Raw genomic sequence first — 22,259 nt, forward strand, 5'->3', positions numbered from 1 at the left:
CGCGGGTCGCCCCGAGCGGGAACGGCCACTTGGGGCGCCTATGCTGCCTGCAAGTAGGCAGCAGAGAAATGTCGACGCAGTAGGAGAGCCGGCGTGAGCTTGAGGATCGTTGTCACCGTGAAGTACGTGCCCGACGCCACTGGCGACCGGCACTTCGCCGATGACCTGACCGTCGACCGGGACGACGTGGACGGTCTGCTCTCCGAGCTCGACGAGTACGCGGTCGAGCAGGCGCTGCAGATCTCCGAGAACTCCGACGACGACGTGGAGATCACCGTCCTGACGGTGGGCCCCGAGGACGCCAAGGACGCCCTGCGCAAGGCGCTGTCCATGGGTGCCGACAAGGCCGTCCACGTCGAGGACGACGACCTGCACGGCACCGACGCCATCGGCACCTCCCTGGTGCTGGCCAAGGCGATCGAGAAGGCCGGCTACGACCTGGTCATCTCCGGCATGGCCTCCACCGACGGCACCATGGGCGTCGTACCGGCCCTGCTCGCCGAGCGCCTGGGCGTCCCGCAGGTCACCCTGCTGTCCGAGGTCTCCGTCGAGGACGGCACCGTCAAGGGCCGCCGGGACGGCGACGCCGCCTCCGAGCAGCTCGAGGCCTCCCTGCCGGCCGTCGTGTCGGTCACCGACCAGTCGGGCGAGGCGCGCTACCCGTCCTTCAAGGGCATCATGGCCGCCAAGAAGAAGCCGGTGGAGTCCTGGGACCTGTCCGACCTGGACATCGAGGCCGAGGAGGTCGGTCTCGAGGGTGCCTACACCGTCGTGGACGCCGCGGCCGAGCGCCCGGCCCGCACCGCCGGCACGATCGTCAAGGACGAGGGCGAGGGCGGCAAGCAGCTCGCTGAGTTCCTCGCGAGCCAGAAGTTCATCTAAGGGGCCGGCCCGCTCGAGGCTCAACACCCCTTCCGCCCCTTAAGACTTCGCAATTTCCGCAGGAGAGCATTCCCATGGCTGAAGTTCTCGTCTACGTCGACCACGTGGACGGTGCCGTCCGCAAGCCCACCCTGGAGCTGCTGACCCTGGCCCGCCGCGTCGGCGAGCCCGTGGCCGTCGCGCTGGGCAACGGCGCCGCCGACACCGCCGCCACCCTCGCCGAGCACGGCGCGGTCAAGGTCCTCACCCACGAGGCGTCCGAGTACGCCGACTACCTGGTCGTGCCGAAGGTCGACGCCCTCCAGGCCGCCGTCGAGGCCGTCTCCCCGGCCGCCGTGCTGGTGCCGTCCTCCGCCGAGGGCAAGGAGATCGCCGCCCGTCTGGCGCTGCGCATCGGCTCCGGCATCATCACCGACGCCGTCGACCTGGAGGCCGGCGACGAGGGCCCGGTGGCCACCCAGTCGGTGTTCGCCGCGTCCTTCACGACCAAGTCCCGTGTCTCCAAGGGCACCCCGGTCATCACGGTCAAGCCGAACTCGGCCGCCGTGGAGGCCGCCCCGGCCGCCGGCGCGGTCGAGGCCCTGTCCGTCACCTTCTCGGCCGCGGCGACCGGCACCAAGGTCACCGGCCGCACGCCGCGTGAGTCGACGGGCCGTCCGGAGCTGACCGAGGCCGCGATCGTGGTCTCCGGTGGCCGTGGCGTCAACGGCGCGGAGAACTTCTCGATCATCGAGGCCCTCGCCGACTCCCTCGGCGCGGCCGTCGGTGCCTCGCGTGCCGCGGTGGACGCGGGCTGGTACCCGCACACCAACCAGGTCGGCCAGACCGGTAAGAGCGTGTCCCCGCAGCTGTACATCGCCTCCGGCATCTCCGGCGCGATCCAGCACCGCGCGGGCATGCAGACCTCGAAGACGATCGTGGCGATCAACAAGGACGCCGAGGCCCCGATCTTCGAGCTGGTCGACTTCGGCGTGGTCGGCGACCTCTTCGACGTCGTCCCGCAGCTGACCGAGGAGATCAAGACCCGTAAGGGCTGATCCCGAACCGGCGCATCGAGGCCCCCGTGACCGTCCCGACGGTCACGGGGGCCTCGGCTCATGCCGGGGTCCTCATCCCAGGCTCAGCGACGCCTGCACGGGCAGATGGTCGCTCGGGAACTGGCCGTCGTCCGAGAACGTGTTGATCGTCGCGCGGTGCGCGCTGACACCGGGCGTGGTCAGGACCCAGTCGATGCGGTCGCCGTTCGGCGTCAGCGGCTTGTAGCCGTGGAAGGTCGCGTACAGCGCGCTGCGCTCGCGTGCGGTGTCCCAGGTGTCGACGAGACCGGCGCCGAGCAGCGTGTCGTACACCGTGTTCCGGTGGGCGGCGACATTGAAGTCCCCGGTCACCACGACCGGTAACGAGCGGTCGAAGCCGGCGATCCGGTCGGCGACGAGCAAGGCGCTCAGCTCGCGCGCGTACTGGCTCGCATGGTCGAAGTGGGTGTTGAGGACGTAGAACTCCCGCCCGCCGTCGGCCAGATCGCGGAAGCGGACCCAGGTGACCATGCGGGGGAAGGCCGCGCCCCAGGTGTTGGAGCCGATCACGCCCGGGGTGTCGGAGAGCCAGAAGTGGTCGTACTCGGTCGGGCGCAGGCGGCGGGAGTCGTAGAAGACCGCCATGGACTCGTCGCGGCTGCCGTGCAGCCGGCCGGTGCCCACCCAGTCGTAACGCGGTCCGAGGTCGGAGTCGATGTCGAGCAGCTGCGCGAAGACGCCCTCCTGGGTTCCGATGACGTGCGGGGCCTCGCGGCGCAGCAGCTCGCGCATCACCGGTCTGCGCACGGTCCAGCTGTTGGGCTCCGTGGTACTCGCGAAGCGCAGGTTGAAGGACATCACCTGGAGGTGGCGGCGGGACGGACGCTCGCCCGCCGAGGCGGCGGACGTGGGCAGTGCTGTACTGGAGAGGGGCGCGGTGACCGCCGCGGCCAACGCGGCCTTCAGGCCCAGACGGCGCGTGACTCGGCTGTGGTGCGGCACTGAGGCTCCTTCGCTGGGAACTGCCGGACGAGTCGTGCGGGGCGTGCGTATGGAAGTGTGATACCGCGTCCTGAGATGGGCGTGAACATGGCGAGATCGGGGAGTGGCTCCCCGTGGACACGGTGTTGACCAGGAGGAAGGTCCCCGGATAACTTCGTTCTACGAAATGTTGATTTCGTATAGCGGAAATCAGGAGGATGTGGGATGGGTCAGGGCCAGCAGGAGAAGGTGGCGACGAGCCTCGCGGGCGCCGTCAGCGAGGAGATCAGCGCCTCCCTCGCGCCGGTCGACGCCGAGCTGGAGCGTCGCTACCCCGGAGACCCCGGCACCCGCCAGCCCGTCCACACCGTCTACGTCCCCGGCGACGTCTTCGCCGCCGACACCATCCGCTCCTGGGGCGAGCAGGCCCTCGCGCTCCTCGACGAACACGCCCCGGACGCCGCCTCCTTCGCCGCCGTCCTCGGTCTGTCCGACGAGCTCGCCGAGCCCGTCCACGCGCGCGTGCGCGCCAAGCTGGTGCGCGAGCCCATCGAGGACCTGCGCGTCGACTTCGAGGACGGCTACGGCCCCCGCCCGGACGCCGAGGAGGACGAGGCGGCCGCCCGCGCGGCACGGCTGATCGCCGAGGCGTACGAGAACGGCACGGCGGCGCCGTACATGGGCATCCGCATGAAGTGCATGGAGGCGCCGGTACGCGACCGGGGCATCCGCACCCTCGACATCTTCCTCACCGGCCTGATGGAGGCCGGCGGACTGCCCGACGGGCTGGTGCTCACCCTGCCCAAGGTGACGTACCCCGAGCAGGTCACCGCCATGGTGCGGCTCCTGGAGGCCTTCGAGAAGGCGCACGGGCTCGAACCCGGCCGGATCGGCTTCGAGATCCAGATCGAGACCAGCCAGTCCATCCTCGCCACCGACGGCACCGCCACCGTTGCCCGCATGATCCAGGCCGCCGAGGGGCGCGCCACGGGCCTGCACTACGGCACCTTCGACTACAGCGCCTGCCTCGGCGTCTCCGCCGCCTACCAGGCCAGCGACCACCCGGCCGCCGACCACGCCAAGGCGATCATGCAGGTCGCGGCGGCCGGCACCGGCGTACGAGTCTCGGACGGCTCGACGAACGTCCTGCCGGTCGGCCCGACCGAGAAGGTCCACGACGCCTGGCGCCTGCACTACGGCCTCACCCGCCGGGCCCTGGCCCGCGCCTACTACCAGGGCTGGGACATGCACCCCGGCCACATCCCGACCCGGTACGCGGCCGTCTTCGCCTTTTACCGTGAAGGTTTCGAGCAGGCTGCCGCCCGCCTCGCGCGGTACGCCAACCGGGCCGGCGGCGACGTCATGGACGAGCCCGCCACCGCCAAGGCTCTCAGCGGCTACCTGCTGCGCGGCCTGGACTGCGGCGCCCTCGACATCGCCGAGGTCGCCCGGCTGACCGGACTGACCCGTGCCGATCTGGAGGGCTTCGCGGCGCCCCGGCGCGGTGATCTGACGGTCTCGGCCAAGTAGCGGGCCGGTCACGGCCGTCACCACCGGCCGACGCTGTCACAGCTGCCCCGTAGTCTGTACGCCACGCATTGACGTGTCACAGGAACGGGGCAGCGGTGTCTTCGGGGGAGTACGGACAGGCGGACGAGGCCGGCCGGCTGCTGGCCGGGCGCTATCGGGTCGTGGCCCAGCTCGGGCGGGGCGGCATGGGTGTCGTCTGGAGAGCTGTCGACGAGGTCCTCGGCCGTGAGGTCGCCGTCAAGGAACTGCGCACCTACAGCGACGCCGACGGTCCCGAACTCGCGGACCTGCGGCTGCGGATGCAGCGCGAGGCCCGCGCGGCGGCCCGGGTCCGGCACACCGGCGTGGTGGCCATTCACGACGTCGCCGAGGTCGACGGACGCCCGCTCATCGTCATGGAGCTGGTCGACGGCCCCTCCCTGGAAGCCGTGCTGCGCGAGCGCGGCACCCTCGATCCGCGTGAGGCGGCCGGGATCGGCGCCAAGGTCATGGACGCGCTGGCCGCCGCCCACCGGGCCGGCGTCCTGCACCGTGACGTCAAGCCCGGCAACATCCTGCTCGAGACCTCCGGCCGCGTCGTGCTCACCGACTTCGGCATCGCGACGATGGACGACCCCGGCGACGGCTCGGCCACCCACCTGACCCGCACCGGCCATCTCGTCGGCTCCCTGGACTACATGGCCCCCGAGCGCGCCCAAGGCGCCGACCCGGGCCCGTCCTCGGACGTCTGGGCCCTGGGCGCCACCCTGTACGCGGCGGTGGAGGGCTCCGCGCCCTTCCGCCGTACGTCGACCTTCTCCACGCTCACCGCGATCGTCTCCGAGCCTCTGCCGGAGCCCCGTAACGCCGGGCCGCTCGGCCCGGTGCTCGAGCGACTCATGGACAAGAGGCCCGAGTCCCGTCCCGAGGCCGAAGAGGCGCGCGAACTCCTCCGGGCGGTGGCGGATTCGGACGGCTCGGACGCGCCGACGGCGGCGCTGCGGGGGCCGGAGGGCGCCGTGCCCGCCCGGGACGAGACGGAGCGCAGCGTCCCCCCGGTGCCGCCTGCGCCCGGGCCCACGACGGCGCCGGATGCCGGCGGGCAGGGGTTCGGGGCGGCCGGGCCCACCGAGCCCGTCGGGCAGGCGTACGGCGGCCAGGGGCAGGGAGCGCCGAGTGCTCGGGGCATGGACACACCGGGGCAGGGCGTGCCCGCGTCGGACCTGCCGGGAGCACCGCGCTTCGGGACCGCGGGGCAGGGCTCGAACGGCCCGGCGGCTCCTGAACCGGGCACGCCGCCGGCACAAGGGTTCGGCGCCGTCGGCCATCCCGGCCCGGCCGGACCCGGACAGGGCGCCCCGGGCACGCCGGACGTGCCGCCGTACGGCAGTGCGCCGGGGCCGTACGGCGGGCCCGCGCAGGGTTTCGGCAGCCCGGCCCCGCAGCCGCACGACCTGGGCGCCACCGGCCCGATGGCCACGTCCTCCGGTACCTCCTCCGGCACCCCCTCCCGACGCAAGGGACGCGCCCTGCTCGCCGCCGCGGCCGTGACCGTCGTCCTCGCGGCGAGCGGGGTCACCGTCGCCCTGCTGAACACCACGGACGACAGCAAGGACAAGGCGCAGGACACCTCTGCCGTCACCTCCACGGACACCTCCGCCCCGGCGACCGGCAGCCCCGACGCCGACCGCTCGGGCGACGCCGGCCTGACCGAGAAGGACGACGACGGCAAGTCCCCCGGCGCGACCAAGTCCCCGAGCAGCACGGCGGGCGAACCCACGGACCGGCCCCCCACCTCGTCCCCGACCAAGACCTCGGGCGGGGGCGGTACCAACGGGGGTACCACGGGCGGCGGTTCCGGCGACGGCGGTACGACGGGCGGCGGCGGAACCACCGGTGGGGGCGGAACCACGGGCGGCGGCGGAAGCACCACACCCGGCGCGTCCTGCTCCTCCATCGGCGGCGGCAAGTACAACTGCCAGGTCTGGAAGACAGCCACGTCCTACACCGCCTCCGGCACCGAGGTCGGTGTCCTCAACGCGGGCACCAACTACTTCTATTGCCAGCAGGACCTGGGCCGCCGCGAGACCTACGGCGAGTGGACCAACGTCTGGTGGGCCAAGACGGACGACGACCGCGGCAACACGAACGTCTTCGTCAGCGACGTCTACATCGAGGGCGGCAACAACGACGAGCCGGTGCCCGGGCTCCCGGTCTGCTGAACCAGTACGTACTTCTCCAGGCCGGAGGCCGTCACCAGCTTCTCCTCCGCCAGCAGCCGGGTGCCGCGCTCGCACAGCAGCGCGTCGGCACGCGCCCGTGCGACGAACTCCTCGGGTGTGACGCCGAACAGCTCCCGTAAGCGGGCGGATGTCCCGAGGAGTTCGGTGAGCAGGGCCCGCTGACCAGGGTGGGTGCGGGGCCCGCCGTCCCCGTTGTGCAGCACTCCGTGGCGGTTGACGTACGCGAACGCACCTGGAAGCGCCGTGCCGTCCGCCAGAACGACCTGGACCTCGGGCGCGGCCAGCCAGGCCCGGCGGTAGTTGCCGTTCGGCAGCGGCACCCCCTCGCTCGCGTCGATGACCGCCAACTGCTCGGCATCGAGCCAGGTCAGGAACAACTCCCGTACGGCAGCAGGTGCGTTGAAGGGGGAGGCCGACACGTATCCCATACGGCTCACATGCGCGGAGACGCCGACCTCGATGCCCGTGACCCGCGCCTTCACCATCGGGATGGGAGTGGTGATCCCGAACCCGGCCATCTTGTGCCGGAGCTGGCCCGGACAGGCGTTGGAGCCGACCGCGAGAACCGGAACCCGGTCGTCGTACACCAGCTGGTCGAGGGGGAGCAGTCGGTTCCCGTCGAGGAGGCCGGAGTCCTCGGGCCACGCGCCGGGGTAGAGCAGGGGATGCTCGCGCGGCGCCTCGGCCAGGCCCTGCGCCTCCAGTGTGCGGTCCTCCACGGGCCGCTCAGTCCGCCGGCGGCAGCTCGCCCGAGCCCCGGGTGATGAGCCGTGTCGGCAGTTCGATGCGCTCCGGGGTGACCAGCGTGCCGTCCAGCTGGCGGAACAGGCGCTCGGCGGCGGTACGGCCGATCGCCGCCGCATCCTGCGCGACGACGGTGACGCCGGGCTGCAGCAGGTCGGCGAGCTCGATGTCGTCGAAGCCGACGAGGGCGACACGGCGGGCCTGCTCGGCGAGGACACGGATCACGGTGACCGTCACCCGGTTGTTGCCCGCGAAGATCGCGGTGACGGGGGAGGGGCCGGAGAGCATCTCCTCGGCCGCCCGGCGCACCCGCTCGGGGTCGGTGACGCCCAGGGACATCCAGGAGTCCGCCACCGGTATGTCCGCGTCCTCCATCGCGGCCCGGTAGCCGCGCAGTCGCTCGGCCGCCGTGTGGATGCGGGGCATGTCGCCGATGAAGCCGATCCGGCGGTGACCGTGGGCGATGAGGTGTGCGACGCCGTCCCGGGCACCGCCGTAGTTGTCGGAAAGGACGCAGTCGGCGTCGATCCTGCCCGCCGGACGGTCGACGAAGACGGTGGCGACGCCCGCCTTGAGCTCAGGCTCCAGGTACCGGTGGTCGTCACCGGCCGGAATGATCACCAGCCCGTCCACCCGCCGCGCGCACAGCGCCAGCGCCAGCTCCTGCTCACGGTCCGGGTCCTCGGCGCTGGAGCCGTTGATGAGCAGCGCGCCGTGCGCCCGGGCGACCTCCTCGACGGCCCGGCTCAGCGGGCCGTAGAACGGGTCCGCGAGATCCTCCAGGACCAGGCCGATGCTCGCCGTACGGCCCTTGCGCAGCACCCGCGCGCTGTCGTTGCGGCGAAAACCCAGCGCTTCGATGGCCTCCTGGACGCGGCGCTCCGTCTCCGGGGTGACCCCCGGCTCCCCGTTGACCACGCGCGAGACGGTCTTCAGACCGACTCCGGCACGCGCCGCGACGTCCTTCATGGTCGGACGGTTGCCGTAGCGGTTCTCGTGAAGGCGGTCGGCTCGGCGGATGGTCTCGGGCACGATGCGGTGTCCTGTCCTGTCGTCCACGGGGATGCGTCGGTCCATGGGTTTGTATGAGGATGTGGCGTCGACAATAGACCCTGGACAACGTTGTCAGATCCAGGGGACACTGTCCACCGCAATCTCCGGCCTGCGCCCCCACCGCGAGACCGGCTCGCCCATTTCCCGTGGTTGACGGGGAGATCCGAATGGTTGACGGGGAGAACTGACACTGATGCACACCGACCTCGTGGCTGCGCTCGACATCGGCGGTACGAAGATCGCCGGAGCGCTGGTGGACGGCCACGGCCAGATCGTGGTCCGGGCTCAGCGCGCGACGCCGGCGCGGGAGGACGGCGAGACGGTGATGCGGGCCGTCGAGGAGGTCGTCGGCGAGCTGACCGCGTCGCCGCTGTGGGAGCGTGCCTCGGCCCTCGGCATCGGCAGCGCGGGCCCGGTGGACGCCTCGGCGGGCACGGTGAGTCCGGTGAACGTGCCCGGCTGGCGCGACTATCCGCTGGTCCGGCGGGTCCGGGAGGCGGCGGGCGGGCTGCCCGTCGAGCTGATCGGCGACGGCGTGGCCATCACGGCGGCCGAGCACTGGCAGGGAGCGGCCCGAGGTCATGACAACGCCCTCTGCATGGTCGTCTCCACGGGCGTCGGCGGCGGTCTGGTCCTGAACGGCCGCCTGCACCCCGGACCGACCGGCAACGCCGGTCACATCGGTCACATCAGCGTCGACCTGGACGGCGACGTGTGCCCGTGCGGTTCGCGCGGCTGCGTGGAGCGCATCGCCAGCGGGCCCAACATCGCCCGGCGGGCGCTGGAGAACGGCTGGCGGCCCGGCCCGGACGGGGACACGTCCGCCGCCGCGGTGGCCGCCGCCGCGCGTGACGGCGACCCGGTCGCCGTGGCCTCCTTCGAGCGGGCCGCGCAGGCCCTGGCGGCCGGGATCGCGGCCACCGCGACCCTCGTCGAGATCGACATCGCCGTGATCGGCGGGGGAGTGGGCAAGGCGGGCGACGTGCTCTTCACGCCGTTGCGCAAGGCGCTCCACGACTACGCGACCCTGTCCTTCGTGCAGCGCCTGACGATCACGCCGGCTCAGATGGGCACGGATGCCGGGCTGGTCGGGGCGGCGGCGGCCGCGCTGGCCGGGAGGACGGACGCGGCGGTGGTCTGAGACGCGGGGCACCTGGGGGCTGGGCAGGAACGTTCCCGCGGCGACTGGGGGGCGGATCTCGGCCCCGCCGCCCCTGCCCGTCCCATCCCGGGGGCTGCGCCCCCGGACCCCACCATCGGCCCTGAACGGGCCTCGTCCTCAAACGCCGGACGGGCTGATCGTTGGCGCAGGCCCCGTCCCTCAGCAACTCACCCGTACGTCCGCCCAGTCCGCGTGGTCCGAGTCGATGCCGTCGCCGCCGTCGGTCACCACGAGGCGGACGGTCCCGGCGCCGGTGACGTCGGCCGTGATCGGCTGGGCCGGCATCGCGTTGGTGAGGGTGCCGGTCGAGGCGGCCTTCGTGCCGTCGGCCCAGATCTCGAAGGCGACGGTGCCGTCGGCGCCCTTCTCGTCGTCGACGCCGACGTCGGCCGTGACCGTCTCACAGGCGCCGCCCGTGTAGTACTCCACGGCACTCTCCGCATGGACTCCCAGCCCCTTGCCGTACACCACCCCGCCGAGGGTGATCGGATGTCCGTCACCCGCGGTGCTCTCCCCGTTGCTCGTGTTGCGCTCGACGGGTCCCCAGCCGTTGGTGGCCGAGAGCCACGGCAGGTCGCCGAGCCCGGACGTCCCCGAGGGTGGCGGCACGACCACTGAGACGGTCAGCGGCACCACACTCTCGACACGGACGCCGGTCGGTGAGCGGTAACCGGCCTTGAGTGTCAGGCCGTACGACCCCGTCGGCGTCCCCTGTGGCGCGGTGACCGTCCACCTGGTGCGCAGGGAGCGGCCCGTCGGGAGTGCCGGTGAGGTGGTCGGCGACGTCGCCTTGACGGCCCACCCCTCGGGCCCGGACAGGCTGACGGAGACGCGCACGAGGACCGTGCCGTGGGCCGGGACGGTCGCCGAGATGGTGCCCGCGGTGTTGTAGCTGCGGTGCTGCCACAGGTCGCGCAGCGTGTACGCGTCGGCGGCGGGCAGGCCGACCGCGTCGGCGCTCGTGGTGATGCGCTGCGCGGTGCCGGACTCGTTGAAGAGGGCCACCGCGCGGCTGCCGTCCCGCATCTCCTTGGCGACGACCCACCGCCCGCCCTCGGAGGAGATCACCGTGCCCTGCTTGCCCAGCGGGTCCTGGTCGACCGCGATGACCTCGCGGTTGCCGAGGATCTCGAAGGTTTCCGGGGAAGCCGACCGCAGGTCGGAGCCGATGAGCAGCGGCGCGGCCATGATCGCCCACATCGAGAAGTGCGAGCGGTACTCGGTGCCGGTCATGCCGCCGTTGCCGACCTCCAGCATGTCGGGGTCGTTCCAGTGCCCGGGGCCGGCGTACGGCGCGAGCGGCAGGTTCTTCTTGAGGATCGCCAGCATCGAGCCCCAGGTGTCGCTGATGTCGCCGGTCGTGCGCCACAGATGGCCGACGTCGGCCGCCCATTCCCAGGGCTTGTTCTCCCCCCACTCGCAGATGCTGTAGACGATGGGCCGGCCGGTCGCCCTGAGGGCGTCGCGCATGGTCGTGTAGCGCAGCTTGGCGTCCACGCCCTGGTTGTTGCAGTTGTCGTACTTGAGGTAGTCCACGCCCCAGTCCGCGAACTGCTGGGCGTCGCTGTACTCATGGCCCAGTGCGCCCGGGAAGCCGGCGCTGTTGCAGGTCTTGGTGCCCGCGCTGGTGTAGATGCCGAATTTCAGCCCTTTGGAGTGGACGTAGTCCGCGACGGCCTTGATGCCGCTCGGGAAGCGGACCGGGTCGGGCACGAGCTTTCCGTTCGCGTCCCTGGAGGGCAGGGCCCAGCAGTCGTCGAGGTTGACGTACTGGTACCCGGCGTCCTTGAGGCCCTTCTCGACGAAGATGTCGGCGACCGCCTTGACCATGGACTCGTTGAACTCGGCCCGGCAGTGCGTGGAGTTCCAGTTGTTGAAGCCCATGGGAGGCGTGAGGGCGAGGCCGTCGGCCGGCGCGGACGCGACGGGGGCCGCGGTGGCCGCGGGCGCCGCGAGTCCCGCCGCGCACAGCAGACCTGCGGCGAGTACGCCGACCGCTCTCGTGCCGATCATGCGGGTTGTGCGGGTGTGAAGGTGACGCATCGTTACGTTCCTCCGAACCTGCAAAGGTGGGATGACTGCATGTACGCGTCATACTACGCCTCGCCTTTTTGAACATGTTCAATATCTGCGCTAGGGTCCTCCTCACACGAGATGGGGGAGTCGATGAAGATAGTGATCCCCGGGGGAACCGGGCAGGTGGGAACCATCCTGAACCGCGCGCTGACCGCCGCGGGCCACGACGTGGTCGTCCTGACCAGACGGCCCGCGGGTGGGCGGGAAGTCCGCTGGGACGGTGAGACATTGGATCGGTGGGCCACGGTGATCGACGGCAGCGACATCGTGATCAACCTGGCGGGCCGCAGCGTCAGCTGCCGCTACACCCCGTCCAATCTCCAGGCCATGATGGATTCACGGGTGCACTCCACCCGGGTCGTCGGCGAGGCGATCGCGCAGGCCGCCCGGCCGCCCCGGATCTGGCTGCAGATGAGCACGGCCACCATCTACGCCCACCGCTTCGACGCACCCAACGACGAGGCGACGGGCGTCATCGGCGGCGACGAGCCCGGTGTACCGGACTACTGGGCGTACAGCATCGAGATCGCCAAGGAGTGGGAGCGGGCGCAGGAGGAGGCCGACACCCCGCACACCCGGAAGGTCGCCCTGCGCTCCGCCATGGTGATGAGCCCCGATCGCGGCGGCGTGTTCGACGTTCTGCTCGGCCTCGCCCGCCTGGGCCTCGGCGGCCCCGTCGCGGGTGGCGCGCAGTACGTCTCCTGGATCCACGACCGCGACTTCGTCCGCGCGGTCGACTTCCTGATCGACCGGGACGATCTCACCGGGCCGGTGAACCTCGCCGCCCCTGAACCCCTGCCGCAGCGTGCGTTCATGCGGGCGCTGCGCTCCGCGTGGGGCGTCCCCGTCGGCCTGCCGGCCACGAAGTGGATGGCCGAGATCGGCGCGTTCGCGCTGCGCTCCGACACCGAGCTGCTGCTCAAGAGCCGACGTGTCGTGCCCGGTCGGCTGCTCGACGAGGGATTCACCTTCGACTACGACCGGTGGCCGGCGGCGGCCGATGATCTCGCGCAGCGGGTGCGGCTGCGCCGGCCCGACCGGAGCCGGTCCGGGGCGGTACGTCCGGCGCTGTCCCGATCGTCCGGAGGTCGGGCGTGACTCTCGGCCGCGTTTCTCAGTTGAGTCGGTCATGAAGAAGCGCAGCATGCTCGCCATCGCCTCCCTGGCCACCGGATTCGTCGTCGCGGCCGTCACCCCGTCGCACGCCAACACGGCTCCCGCCGTCGGTCTCCCCGGCGCCGGCCTCCCTGGCGCGGGCGCGGAGACCAAGCTGGCCGGCGGTGAGACCAAGCTCGCCGGCGTCAGCGTGGACCAGGCCCTGAACACCGTGGGCCGGGCCATCAACCGTGAAACGGACAAGGCCGTGAACAACGCGCCCCACGGCAAGAAGCGCTGACGAGCCCCATCGACCGATCACGCGGCGCCGGTATCCCCGTACCCGAGGGGATCCGGCGCCGTATTCATGCGATTCATGCGCCCTCTACTGGAGCTGGTTTCCGTGGCAGGGTGGAGCGGGCAAGCCACAGGGGGCCAACAGAAGAGGGGGAAACGTGATCGTTTGGATCAACGGCGCGTTCGGTGCGGGGAAGACCACCACCGCACGGGAACTGATCGAGCTGATCCCGAACAGCACGCTCTTCGACCCCGAGGTCATCGGCGGAGCACTCACCCACCTGCTTCCGCCCAAACACCTCACCGAGGTCGGTGACTTCCAGGACCTGCCGATCTGGCGACGTCTCGTGATCGACACGGCGGCCGCGCTGCTCGCCGAGCTCGGCGGGACCCTCGTGGTCCCGATGACGCTGCTGCGTCAGGAGTACCGCGACGAGATCTTCGGCGGCCTCGCCGCCCGCCGCATCACCGTCCAGCATGTCCTCCTCGCCCCGGCGGAAACGATCCTGCGGGAGCGAATAGCGGGGCGGGAGGTCCCACCCGACCTGCCCGACGGCGAGATGCGGGTCCGGCAGTGGTCGTACGACCACATAGAGCCGTACCGCGCCGCACTCGCCTCCTGGCTCACCGCGGACGCGTATCCCGTCGACAACGGTGGCCTGACCCCGTACGAGACGGCTGTCCGGATCGCCGAGGCCGTCGGCAGCGGTACGGTCCCCGTCTGCGACATCGTCCAGACGCCCGAGCCCACTGCCGAGACCGTCGCCTCGGGCGTCCTGCTCTTCGACGAACTGGACCGGGTGCTGCTCGTCGACCCCACCTACAAGCCCGGCTGGGAGTTCCCCGGCGGCGTGGTCGAACCCGGCGAAGCGCCCGCGCGCGCGGGGATGCGTGAGGTCGCCGAGGAGACGGGGATACGGCTGGCCGACGTACCGCGACTTCTCGTAGTCGACTGGGAACGCCCCTCGCCCCCCGGTTACGGCGGCCTGCGCCTCCTCTTCGACGGCGGCCGGCTCGACTCCACGGAGGCCGAACGCCTCCTGCTGCCCGGCCCCGAGCTGCGCGACTGGCGCTTCGTCACCGAGGAGGAAGCCGCCGACCTGCTGCCGCCGGTGCGCTACGAGCGACTGCGCTGGGCGCTGCGGGCGCGGGAGCGCGGGGCCGCGCTGTATCTGGAGGCCGGGATCCCGACGTCCTGACGCAGGTCGTCCAGGACTTGCCGGCGGCGGCCCCAGGGGATCCCTCGGGCCGCCCCTGTCTCAACTCGCCGCGTAATTGCGCAGGAACAGCGCCTCGGTGACCGAGAGCCGCTCCAGTTCCTGCGGGGACACGCTCTCGTTCACCGCGTGGATCTGGGCCTCCGGCTCGCTCAGGCCGATGAGGAGGATCTCCGCGTGGGGGTAGAGGGCAGCGAGGGTGTTGCACAACGGGATGGAGCCGCCCTGGCCGGCGTACTGCATCTCCTGGCCGGGGTAGGCCACCGCCATCGCGTCGGCCATCGCCTGGTATGCCGGGCTGCTGGTGTCGGCGCGGAACGCCTGGCCCTGGCCTATCTGCTCGGTGCGCACCCGGGCGCCCCACGGCGTGTGCGTCTCAAGGTGGGCCTGCAGCAGCTTGGTCGCCTCGGCGGCGTCCACGCCCGGCGGTACGCGCAGGCTGATCAGCGCGCGGGCGCTCGCCTGCACGGACGGGGTGGCGCCGACGACCGGTGGGCAGTCGATGCCGAGGACCGTGACGGCGGGGCGCGCCCAGATGCGGTCGGCGACCGTGCCGGAGCCGATCAGCTGGACGCCGTCGAGGACCTTGGCGTCCGTGCGGAACTGCTCCTCGTCGTACTGCAGGCCCTCCCACGACGACTCGCCGGTCAGCCCGTCGACCGTCGTCGAGCCGTCCTCCGCGCGCAGCGAGTCCAGTACGCGGATCAGCGCGCCGAGCGCGTCGGGCGCGGCGCCACCGAACTGGCCGGAGTGGAGGTTGCCTTCGAGGGTGTCGATCTGCACGCGGACCATGGTCATGCCGCGCAGGGTCGAGGTGACGGTCGGCAGGCCGACGCGGAAGTTGCCCGCGTCGCCGATCACGATGGTGTCGGCCTCCAGGAGGTCGGGGTGCTGCTCGGCGTACCGCTCCAGGCCGCCCGTGCCCATCTCCTCCGAGCCCTCGGCGATCACCTTGACGTGGACCGGTATGCCGCCGTTCGCCTTGAGTGCACGCAGGGCGAGCAGGTGCATGATCACGCCGCCCTTGCAGTCGGCGGCGCCGCGCCCGTACCAGCGGCCGTCGCGCTCGGTCAGCTCGAAGGGAGGGGTGCTCCAGGCGGCCTCGTCCAGCGGGGGCTGCACGTCGTAGTGGGCGTAGAGAAGGACGGTCTTCGCGCCCGCCGGGCCGGGCAGGTAGCCGTACACCGACTGCGTGCCGTCGGGGGTGTCGAGCAGGGCCACGTCCTCGAAGCCCTCCGCGCGCAGCGCGTCGGCGACCCAGCGGGCGGCGCCCTCGCTCTCGCTCTTGGGGAACTGGTCGAAGTCCGCCACCGACTTGAAGGCCACCAGCTCGGTGAGCTCCGCCTTCGCCCGCGGCATCAGCGAGGCGACGGTCTCGGCGACCGGATTCGACGACATGGGCACGCTCCTTGTGGGTGCGACGTTGTACGTATGAGTGCTGTGATCCTCCCACAGCGGGCTGCGACGATGCCCGCCGTAGGATGCCGGAGACAGCAGCAGGCGGCGGCTTGATCGGGAGCAGTAGACCATCGTGAGCAGCGAGAACTCTTCGGCGGACGACGTGCAGCGGGTGTGGGACGTCGTCGTGGTGGGCGCGGGGCCCGCGGGAGCCTCGGCCGCGTATGCGGCGGCGGTCGCCGGGCGGCGCGTGCTGTTGCTGGAGAAGGCCGAGCTGCCGCGCTACAAGACCTGCGGCGGCGGCATCATCGGCCCGTCGCGCGACGCGCTCCCGCCCGGTTTCGACGTGCCCTTCCGGGACCGGGTGCACGCGGTGACCTTCTCGAACAACGGCCGCTTCACCCGGACCCGCCGCTCCAAGCAGATGCTGTTCGGGCTGATCAACCGGCCCGAGTTCGACCAGCAGCTGGTCGAGCACGCGCAGAAGGCGGGCGCCGAGCTGCGGACGGGCGTCACCGTGCAGCGCGTCGAGCAGCACGGCTCGGCGGTGCCGGACCGGCGCAGCGTCGCCGTGGTCCTGCAGGGCGGCGAGACGCTGCTCGCGCGGGCCGTGGTCGGCGCGGACGGCAGCGCGAGCCGCATAGGAGCACACGTCGGGGTGAAACTCGACCAGGTGGATCTCGGCCTGGAAGCGGAGATCCCGGTGCCGGACACGGTCGCCGAGGACTGGAAGGGACGGGTCCTCATCGACTGGGGGCCGATTCCCGGCAGTTACGGCTGGGTGTTCCCGAAGGGGGACACGCTCACGGTCGGGGTGATCTCGGCGCGCGGTGAAGGGGCCGCCACCAAGCGGTACTTGGAGGAGTTCATCGGGCGGCTCGGGCTCGCCGGGTTCGAACCGAGCATCTCCTCAGGCCACTTGACGCGCTGCCGCGCCGACGACTCGCCGCTGTCGCGCGGGCGCGTGCTGGTGTGCGGTGACGCGGCGGGCCTGCTGGAGCCGTGGACGCGCGAGGGGATCTCGTTCGCGCTGCGGTCGGGGCGGCTCGCGGGGGAGTGGGCGGTGCGGATCGCCGAGGCGCACGACGCCGTGGACACCCGGCGCCAGGCCCTGAACTACGCCTTCGCGGTCAAGGCGGGCCTCGGCGTCGAGATGAGCGTCGGCAAGCGGCTGCTGATGGTGTTCGAGCGCCGTCCCGGTCTCTTCCACGCGGCGATCACCGGTTTCCGGCCGGCCTGGAAGGCGTTCATGGACATCACCCGCGGTTCGACCTCGCTGGGCGAGATCGTGCGCACCCATCCCATGGCCCAGCGCGCCCTGACCGCGCTGGACCGCCGCCAGGCGCCGACCGGCGACGAGGCCACTTCCTGACGGCGACGCGAGTCACCTCTGGGTGGTGATCCGGAAGACCGGGTGGTCCTGGGCGGCCGCGATGATCTCCTCGTCGGACGACTTCGCGGTGACCCCCTGGAAGTACTGGTTGACCTCCCAGCCCCACTTCTCCAGGTAGGTCCGCAGGATCGGGAGCTTCTCCTCGTCGGGAAGCTCCACCGCGGTGAACTCCCGGACCTTGCGCCCGACGCGCAGCTCCCCGCCGCCGGCGGCGCGCATGTTGCGCACCCACTGGGAGTGGCCGCGGGCCGACACGAGGTACTGCGTGCCGTCGTAGGTGTGCGGGTTGACCGGGATGCGCTGCATCTTGCCGCTCTTGCGCCCCCGCACGGACATCTCCGCCGTGCCCGCGATGCTGAGCCCATGCCGGGCCAGCCAGCCGACGACGCTGTTGAGGCGGACGTTCAGCGGGTTGCCCTTGAGGTAGTACGGCGACGTCATGGTGACCCCCAGAGTGTGAGAGAGCGGTGCTCTCGCTCGAGAGCAGTGTGCACGAGATTGCCGATCCAAAGCAAGAGCAGTGCTCTCGAAAATGTGCGCCGCTCCGGAATGTGTGCACTGCTCCGTTCTCCGTGGGAGACTGCCTCACATGAGCAGCACCGCACAGGGCGCCCGCGCCCGCGCCCGGATGGAAGTCACCGCGGCCATCAAGGACGAGGCCCGCAGACAGCTCGCGGCCGAGGGCGCCGCCAAGCTGTCGCTGCGCGCCGTGGCCCGCGAGCTCGGTATGGTCTCCTCCGCGCTCTACCGCTACTTCCCCAGCCGTGACGACCTGCTGACCGCGCTCATCATCGACGCCTACAACTCCCTCGGCGAGGCCGCCGAGGCCGCGCACCACGAGGTCGCCGACGCCGGGCCGGTGCGGCGCTGGATCACGGTGTGCGAGGCCGTGCGGGGCTGGGCGCTGGCGCACCCGCACGAGTACGCGCTGATCTACGGCTCGCCGGTGCCCGGCTACACCGCCCCCGACACCACCGTCCCGGCCGCTTCCCGCGTCGGCCTCCTCCTGATCGGCGTCGCGCGCGACGCCCACCAGGGCCCCGGACTCACCGAGCCCCCGCTGCCCGCCGACCTGCGCCCCGAGGCCGAGCGGATGGCCGCCGACCTCGCGCCCGACCTGCCGCCCGAGACCGTGACGGCCCTGGTTTCGTCCTGGGCCCAGCTGTACGGGCTGGTCGGGTTCGAGCTGTTCGGGCAGTTCAACCGGACCGTGGAGGACCGGGAAACGTTCTTCCGGCACGCGGCGGCCCAACTCGCCCACGGGGTGGGGCTGGTGGGCGAACCGCAGTAGGCCGCCGCCGGGTCACCGGTATCGGCGGCGATGACAGTGGCTCCGATGCGATCTGGTGGGTGCCGCGGCCGCCGCGTCGGCTGTGGACCAGGGAGGCCGAGACGGCGGACGTACTTCGCGGGGAGTACGTGTGATCACCACGCGCGGGTGACGCCGCCCGGCGGCCATCGCGTCTAGCGTGGCGGACATGGACGAGCAGCAGGAACGCCGGGCCGGCGGACCGCCGATGTGGTGGCGGCACGGGCCGCCGTGGTGGAACCGGTGGGAGGAGGGCCAGGAGCGCGCCCCTCGCCGGCCCTGGCGCTCCACCGTACTGATCACGGTCTTCGTCCTGGCCGGCTCGAACTTCGCCGCCCAGAGCCAGGACGACCGGGCGGATCTCGACCCCTTCGCCCGTGTGCTGCTGCTCGTGGCGGCGGGACTGCTGCTGTGGCGCAAGCGGTATCCGGTGGTCGTCGTGTTCGGTACGGCGGTGGCCGCCACGGTCTATCTGGGCGCCGGCTACCCGTACGGGCCGGTCTTCGTGGCCCTGGCCGTGGCCTGCTTCAACGCCATCGTCACCGGGCATCGCAGAGCGGCCTGGGCAGCCGTCGGCGTCTTCTGGGTCGGGCACGCCCTCGTGGCCCACTGGCTCTACCAGTGGCTGCCGCCGTCCGGCGACCCGGCCGCCTCCTGGGGGACGGAGGGTGTGATCGCCGCCTGGGTCGCGGCGATCGTGGCGGTGTCGGAGCTGGCCAAGATCCGGCGCGAGCAGTGGGCGCGGGAGCGGGCCGAGCGGGCGCAGGCGGCGCGGCGGCGGGCCGACGAGGAACGGCTGCGGATCGCCCGCGAGCTGCACGACGTCCTCGCGCACAGCATCTCCGTGATCAATGTGCAGGCGGGTGTCGGCCTCGCCCTCCTCGACAGCGACCCCGAGCAGGCGCGTACGGCCCTCACCACCATCAAGGCCAAGAGCAAGGAGGCGCTCGGCGAGGTCCGCCAGGTACTCGACACGCTGCGTACCCCCGGCGACGCGCCCCGCACCCCGGCACCCGGCCTCGACCGGCTGCCCGAACTGGTGCAGCAGGCGGCGAGCGCGGGCCTCACCGTCGAGGTCGAGGGCGAGCCTCCCCGCCTCGCGCCCGGCACGGACCTCGCCGCCTTCCGCATCGTCCAGGAGGCCCTCACCAACGTCGTACGCCACTCGGGCTCACGGCACGCACGCGTGCACCTCGAACACGAGGACGCGACGACACTACGGCTGCGTATCGACGACGACGGTCCCGCGACCGGGGCCGACGCGGGCGGCAGCGGCAACGGGTTGGCCGGAATGCGGGAGCGGGCGGCCGCGCTGGGTGGCACGATCGAGGCGGGCCCGCGGGCCGACGGCGGGTTCCGGGTGCTTGCCGTCCTGCCGCTGAAGGGGCCTGCCGAGACCAAGGAGGACCGGTGATCCGCGTACTGCTCGCCGACGATCAGTCACTGGTGCGGGCCGGCTTCCGGGCGCTGCTCGACGCACAGCCCGACATCGAGGTGGCGGGGGAGGCCGCGGACGGCGAGGAGGCGCTGCGCAAGGTGCGCGAACTGCGGCCCGACGTCGTCCTGATGGACATCCGCATGCCGCTCCTGGACGGCCTCGCCGTGACCCGCCGGATCACCGAGGACGACGCCCTGGAGGGCGTGAAGGTGGTCATGCTGACCACTTTCGAACTCGACGAGTACGTCTTCGAGGCCATCCGCTCGGGCGCCTCCGGGTTCCTGGTCAAGGACACCGAGCCCGAGGAACTCCTGCGCGCCGTCCGGGCGGTGGTCGAGGGCGACGCGCTGCTGTCGCCGGGGGTGACCCGGCGGCTGATCGCCGAGTTCGCCGCCCGCTCCAAGGAACCCGCGGCCGCCGACTCCCTGGCCCAACTCACCGAGCGGGAGCGGGAGGTGATGGCGCTGGTCGGCATCGGACTGTCCAACGAGGAGATCGCCCGCCGCCTGGTGGTAAGCCCCCTCACCGCGAAGACCCACGTCAGCCGCACGATGGTGAAGCTCGGCGCCCGGGACCGGGCCCAACTCGTCGTGCTGGCCTATGAGTCGGGGTTGGTACGGCCGGGCTGGCTGGGCTGAGACTCCGCCTGGAAGCGGACCAGGACGCTGACGACCCGGGCGACGAACAGTACGGCCGCGAGCGTGCCGCCCGTGCCGACGAGCGTGCTGCGCGTACCGCCCGAGAGGTCGAAGACGAACGCAGGTCCGGCCACCGCTGCGAACAGCAGAGCCGCCGCGAACGCCGCACTGCACAGCGCGTATCCGATCTCGACGGTGATGGCGTCCCGCCGCGCCTGATCGCGCCGTCCCCCGTGTCCAGTCATACGGCGAGTCTCACAGGTGTGTGCCCGGCGAGGCAAGCAGACCCCGCCGGGCACACCGCGTGGAGGCGTTCCCCCTAGTCACGGACGGGCACGCGGTCCGCTTCCGCCTCCTTCAGGGTGGACCTTGCGACGACGACGGACTGCTGCCGGCGCCGCGGGCGCAGCCCCGTCAAGGTGATCAGGAGCCCGATGACGGCGATGCCGGTCACGACGGTCAGTCCGGGCCGGTAGCTGTCCAGGACGGCCTGCGGGGTGGCGTTCTCCGGGGAGTTGGCGGTGACCACCGCCGTCACGACGGCCAGGAAGATCGCGCCGCCCACCTGCACGGAGGTGTTGAGCAGACCGGAGACCATGCCCTGCTCGTGGTCGTCGACCCCGTTGGTGGCCTGGATGTTGAGCGAGGGGAAGACCAACGCGCAGGCCGCGCCGATGAGCAGCATGCTCGGCAGGATCACCGCCGCGTACACCGGGTCGAGGTCGACGCGCAGGAACAGGGCGTAGCCGACCACCATCAGGGCGAAGCCCGCCGGGATCAGACGCGGTGTGCCGAACCGGTCGACGATCGCGCCCATCTTGGTCGCGGACACCGCCACCAGCACGCCCGCGGGCAGGAAGGCGAGCGCCGTCTCCAGCGCCGACCAGCCGAGCAGCGACTGGAGGTACAGCGTGGCCAGGAACTGGAAGCCGATGTACGAGCCGAAGAAGGTCATGGCGCCGAGCTGGGCCCGGATCTGGTTGCCGGAGCGCAGTACGCCGAGCCGGATCAGCGGGCCCGGCGAGCGCCGTTCGACCAGGACGAACACGGTCAGGAGCGCGGCGACGGCGAGGAAGGACAGCAGTGTGCGGGCGGAGGCCCAGCCGACTTCGGGGGCCTGTACGACGGTGAAGACCAGCAGCAGCATCGAGGCGGTGCCGATGACGGCGCCGGGGATGTCGTAGCCCCTGTGGTCCTTCTCGCGCTCGCTGCGCGGCAGCAGCTTCAGGCCGGCGACGAGCGCGAGCACGGCGATGGGCGCGGGCAGCAGCATGGTGAGGCGCCAACTGGCCTCGGTGAGCAGGCCGGAGAGCACCAGGCCCATGGAGAAGCCGGTGGCCGCGCAGGTGGTGTAGATGGACAGCGCCCGGTTGCGCAGCGGGCCCTCCGGGAACGTCGTGGTGATGATCGACAGTCCGGCCGGGGCGGTGAAGGCCGCGCTCAGGCCCTTGATGAAGCGGCTGGCGATCAGCAGCGGACCCGAGTCGACGAGCCCGCCGAGCAGTGAGGCGAGCGCGAAGACGGCCAGGGCCACCAGGAAGACCTGGCGCCGGCCCAGCAGGTCGGCGGTCCGTCCGCCGAGGAGCAGCAGGCCGCCGTAGCCCAGGATGTAGCCGCTGACGATCCACTGCAGGGTCGAGGTGGACAGGTCCAGATCGGCGCCGATGGACGGCAGGGCGACACCGACCATCGACACGTCCAGCGCGTCCAGGAACATGGCGGCGCACAGCACCAGCAGGGTGCCCCACAGCCGGGGAGTCCAACGCTCCTCGGACGAGGGCTTGGTGAGCGGAGAGGTCATGACCCAG

General features: G+C 71.7%; 20 protein-coding genes. 12 read left to right on the plus strand and 8 right to left on the minus strand.

Annotated features, from left to right (window positions below; all coding sequences use genetic code 11):
• Nucleotides 1-93 precede the first annotated feature (93 nt).
• Together ACZ7L6_RS07005 and ACZ7L6_RS07010 are read left to right on the plus strand one after the other, a co-directional pair.
• Nucleotides 94-882, plus strand: coding sequence for an electron transfer flavoprotein subunit beta/FixA family protein (locus ACZ7L6_RS07005; protein ID WP_398829115.1), 789 nt, complete (start codon nt 94-96; stop codon nt 880-882).
• 74 nt (nt 883-956) lie between these two features.
• Complete coding sequence (locus ACZ7L6_RS07010) at nt 957-1,919, plus strand: electron transfer flavoprotein subunit alpha/FixB family protein (RefSeq protein WP_471920943.1); 963 nt, start codon at nt 957-959, stop codon at nt 1,917-1,919.
• Between the two features lie 72 nt (nt 1,920-1,991).
• On the opposite strand, the gene ACZ7L6_RS07015 is transcribed toward ACZ7L6_RS07010, so the two are convergent.
• Nucleotides 1,992-2,900 (minus strand): endonuclease/exonuclease/phosphatase family protein, encoded by a 909-nt coding sequence (locus ACZ7L6_RS07015; protein ID WP_471920944.1) that lies wholly within the window; start codon nt 2,898-2,900, stop codon nt 1,992-1,994.
• A 204-nt stretch (nt 2,901-3,104) separates the two neighbouring features.
• On the opposite strand from ACZ7L6_RS07015, the gene ACZ7L6_RS07020 reads away from it, so the two are divergent.
• Complete coding sequence (locus ACZ7L6_RS07020) at nt 3,105-4,409, plus strand: DUF6986 family protein (protein WP_471920945.1); 1,305 nt, start codon at nt 3,105-3,107, stop codon at nt 4,407-4,409.
• A gap of 95 nt (nt 4,410-4,504) precedes the next feature.
• Nucleotides 4,505-6,610 carry a serine/threonine-protein kinase gene (locus ACZ7L6_RS07025; protein WP_471920946.1) on the plus strand — a complete coding sequence of 702 codons (2,106 nt, stop codon included), beginning with the start codon at nt 4,505-4,507 and terminating at the stop codon, nt 6,608-6,610.
• Here ACZ7L6_RS07025 and ACZ7L6_RS07030 read toward each other — a convergent pair.
• A complete protein-coding gene (locus tag ACZ7L6_RS07030; RefSeq protein ID WP_471920947.1) occupies nt 6,556-7,350 on the minus strand; it encodes a hypothetical protein in 795 nt (264 codons plus the stop codon). The genes ACZ7L6_RS07025 and ACZ7L6_RS07030 overlap by 55 nt on opposite strands.
• A 7-nt stretch (nt 7,351-7,357) precedes the next feature.
• The gene (locus tag ACZ7L6_RS07035) at nt 7,358-8,452 is read right to left on the minus strand and encodes a LacI family DNA-binding transcriptional regulator (RefSeq protein WP_471920948.1); all 1,095 of its coding nucleotides are present in this window, start codon (nt 8,450-8,452) and stop codon (nt 7,358-7,360) included.
• 169 nt (nt 8,453-8,621) lie between these two features.
• Here ACZ7L6_RS07035 and ACZ7L6_RS07040 point away from each other — a divergent pair, with 169 nt between their 5' ends.
• Nucleotides 8,622-9,569: an ROK family protein gene (locus ACZ7L6_RS07040; RefSeq protein WP_471920949.1), complete on the plus strand. Its 948-nt coding sequence runs from the start codon at nt 8,622-8,624 to the stop codon at nt 9,567-9,569.
• Nucleotides 9,570-9,749: 180 nt separating this feature from the next.
• On the opposite strand, the gene ACZ7L6_RS07045 is transcribed toward ACZ7L6_RS07040, so the two are convergent.
• Nucleotides 9,750-11,633, minus strand: a complete 1,884-nt coding sequence (locus ACZ7L6_RS07045) for an NPCBM/NEW2 domain-containing protein (protein WP_471920950.1) — start codon at nt 11,631-11,633, stop codon at nt 9,750-9,752.
• A gap of 123 nt (nt 11,634-11,756) precedes the next feature.
• On the opposite strand from ACZ7L6_RS07045, the gene ACZ7L6_RS07050 reads away from it, so the two are divergent.
• The 3 genes from ACZ7L6_RS07050 (at nt 11,757) to ACZ7L6_RS07060 (ending at nt 14,257) form a co-directional block, all read left to right on the plus strand.
• Complete coding sequence (locus ACZ7L6_RS07050; protein ID WP_471920951.1) at nt 11,757-12,764, plus strand: TIGR01777 family oxidoreductase; 1,008 nt, start codon at nt 11,757-11,759, stop codon at nt 12,762-12,764.
• 31 nt (nt 12,765-12,795) lie between these two features.
• A complete protein-coding gene (locus ACZ7L6_RS07055) occupies nt 12,796-13,062 on the plus strand; it encodes a hypothetical protein (RefSeq protein ID WP_471920952.1) in 267 nt (88 codons plus the stop codon).
• Nucleotides 13,063-13,216: 154 nt separating this feature from the next.
• Nucleotides 13,217-14,257 carry an NUDIX hydrolase gene (locus tag ACZ7L6_RS07060; RefSeq protein WP_471920953.1) on the plus strand — a complete coding sequence of 347 codons (1,041 nt, stop codon included), beginning with the start codon at nt 13,217-13,219 and terminating at the stop codon, nt 14,255-14,257.
• A 60-nt stretch (nt 14,258-14,317) separates the two neighbouring features.
• On the opposite strand, the gene ACZ7L6_RS07065 is transcribed toward ACZ7L6_RS07060, so the two are convergent.
• Nucleotides 14,318-15,673, minus strand: a complete 1,356-nt coding sequence (locus ACZ7L6_RS07065; RefSeq protein ID WP_471920954.1) for a M20/M25/M40 family metallo-hydrolase — start codon at nt 15,671-15,673, stop codon at nt 14,318-14,320.
• Nucleotides 15,674-15,806: 133 nt separating this feature from the next.
• Between ACZ7L6_RS07065 and ACZ7L6_RS07070 the strand changes: the two genes are divergently transcribed.
• On the plus strand, nt 15,807-17,045 hold the full coding sequence (locus ACZ7L6_RS07070) for a geranylgeranyl reductase family protein (RefSeq protein ID WP_471920955.1): 1,239 nt from the start codon (nt 15,807-15,809) through the stop codon (nt 17,043-17,045).
• 12 nt (nt 17,046-17,057) lie between these two features.
• Here ACZ7L6_RS07070 and ACZ7L6_RS07075 read toward each other — a convergent pair whose 3' ends face one another.
• A complete protein-coding gene (locus ACZ7L6_RS07075) occupies nt 17,058-17,507 on the minus strand; it encodes a nitroreductase family deazaflavin-dependent oxidoreductase (RefSeq protein ID WP_471920956.1) in 450 nt (149 codons plus the stop codon).
• A 148-nt stretch (nt 17,508-17,655) separates the two neighbouring features.
• On the opposite strand from ACZ7L6_RS07075, the gene ACZ7L6_RS07080 reads away from it, so the two are divergent.
• The 3 genes from ACZ7L6_RS07080 (at nt 17,656) to ACZ7L6_RS07090 (ending at nt 20,451) form a co-directional block, all read left to right on the plus strand.
• Nucleotides 17,656-18,357 carry a TetR/AcrR family transcriptional regulator gene (locus tag ACZ7L6_RS07080; protein WP_471920957.1) on the plus strand — a complete coding sequence of 234 codons (702 nt, stop codon included), beginning with the start codon at nt 17,656-17,658 and terminating at the stop codon, nt 18,355-18,357.
• A gap of 187 nt (nt 18,358-18,544) precedes the next feature.
• A complete protein-coding gene (locus tag ACZ7L6_RS07085; RefSeq protein WP_471920958.1) occupies nt 18,545-19,789 on the plus strand; it encodes a sensor histidine kinase in 1,245 nt (414 codons plus the stop codon).
• Entirely contained in the window at nt 19,786-20,451 is a 666-nt protein-coding gene (locus tag ACZ7L6_RS07090; protein ID WP_471920959.1) for a response regulator, read from the plus strand. Before ACZ7L6_RS07085 ends, ACZ7L6_RS07090 begins: the two co-directional genes overlap by 4 nt.
• Here the strand turns inward: ACZ7L6_RS07090 and ACZ7L6_RS07095 are convergent.
• Together ACZ7L6_RS07095 and ACZ7L6_RS07100 are read right to left on the minus strand one after the other, a co-directional pair.
• Entirely contained in the window at nt 20,412-20,696 is a 285-nt protein-coding gene (locus ACZ7L6_RS07095; RefSeq protein WP_471920960.1) for a DUF6332 family protein, read from the minus strand. The genes ACZ7L6_RS07090 and ACZ7L6_RS07095 overlap by 40 nt on opposite strands.
• Nucleotides 20,697-20,770: 74 nt before the next feature.
• A complete protein-coding gene (locus ACZ7L6_RS07100) occupies nt 20,771-22,252 on the minus strand; it encodes an MFS transporter (protein WP_471920961.1) in 1,482 nt (493 codons plus the stop codon).
• Between the last annotated feature and the right edge of the window lie 7 nt (nt 22,253-22,259).

Source organism: Streptomyces sp. NPDC107522 (assembly GCF_055657525.1).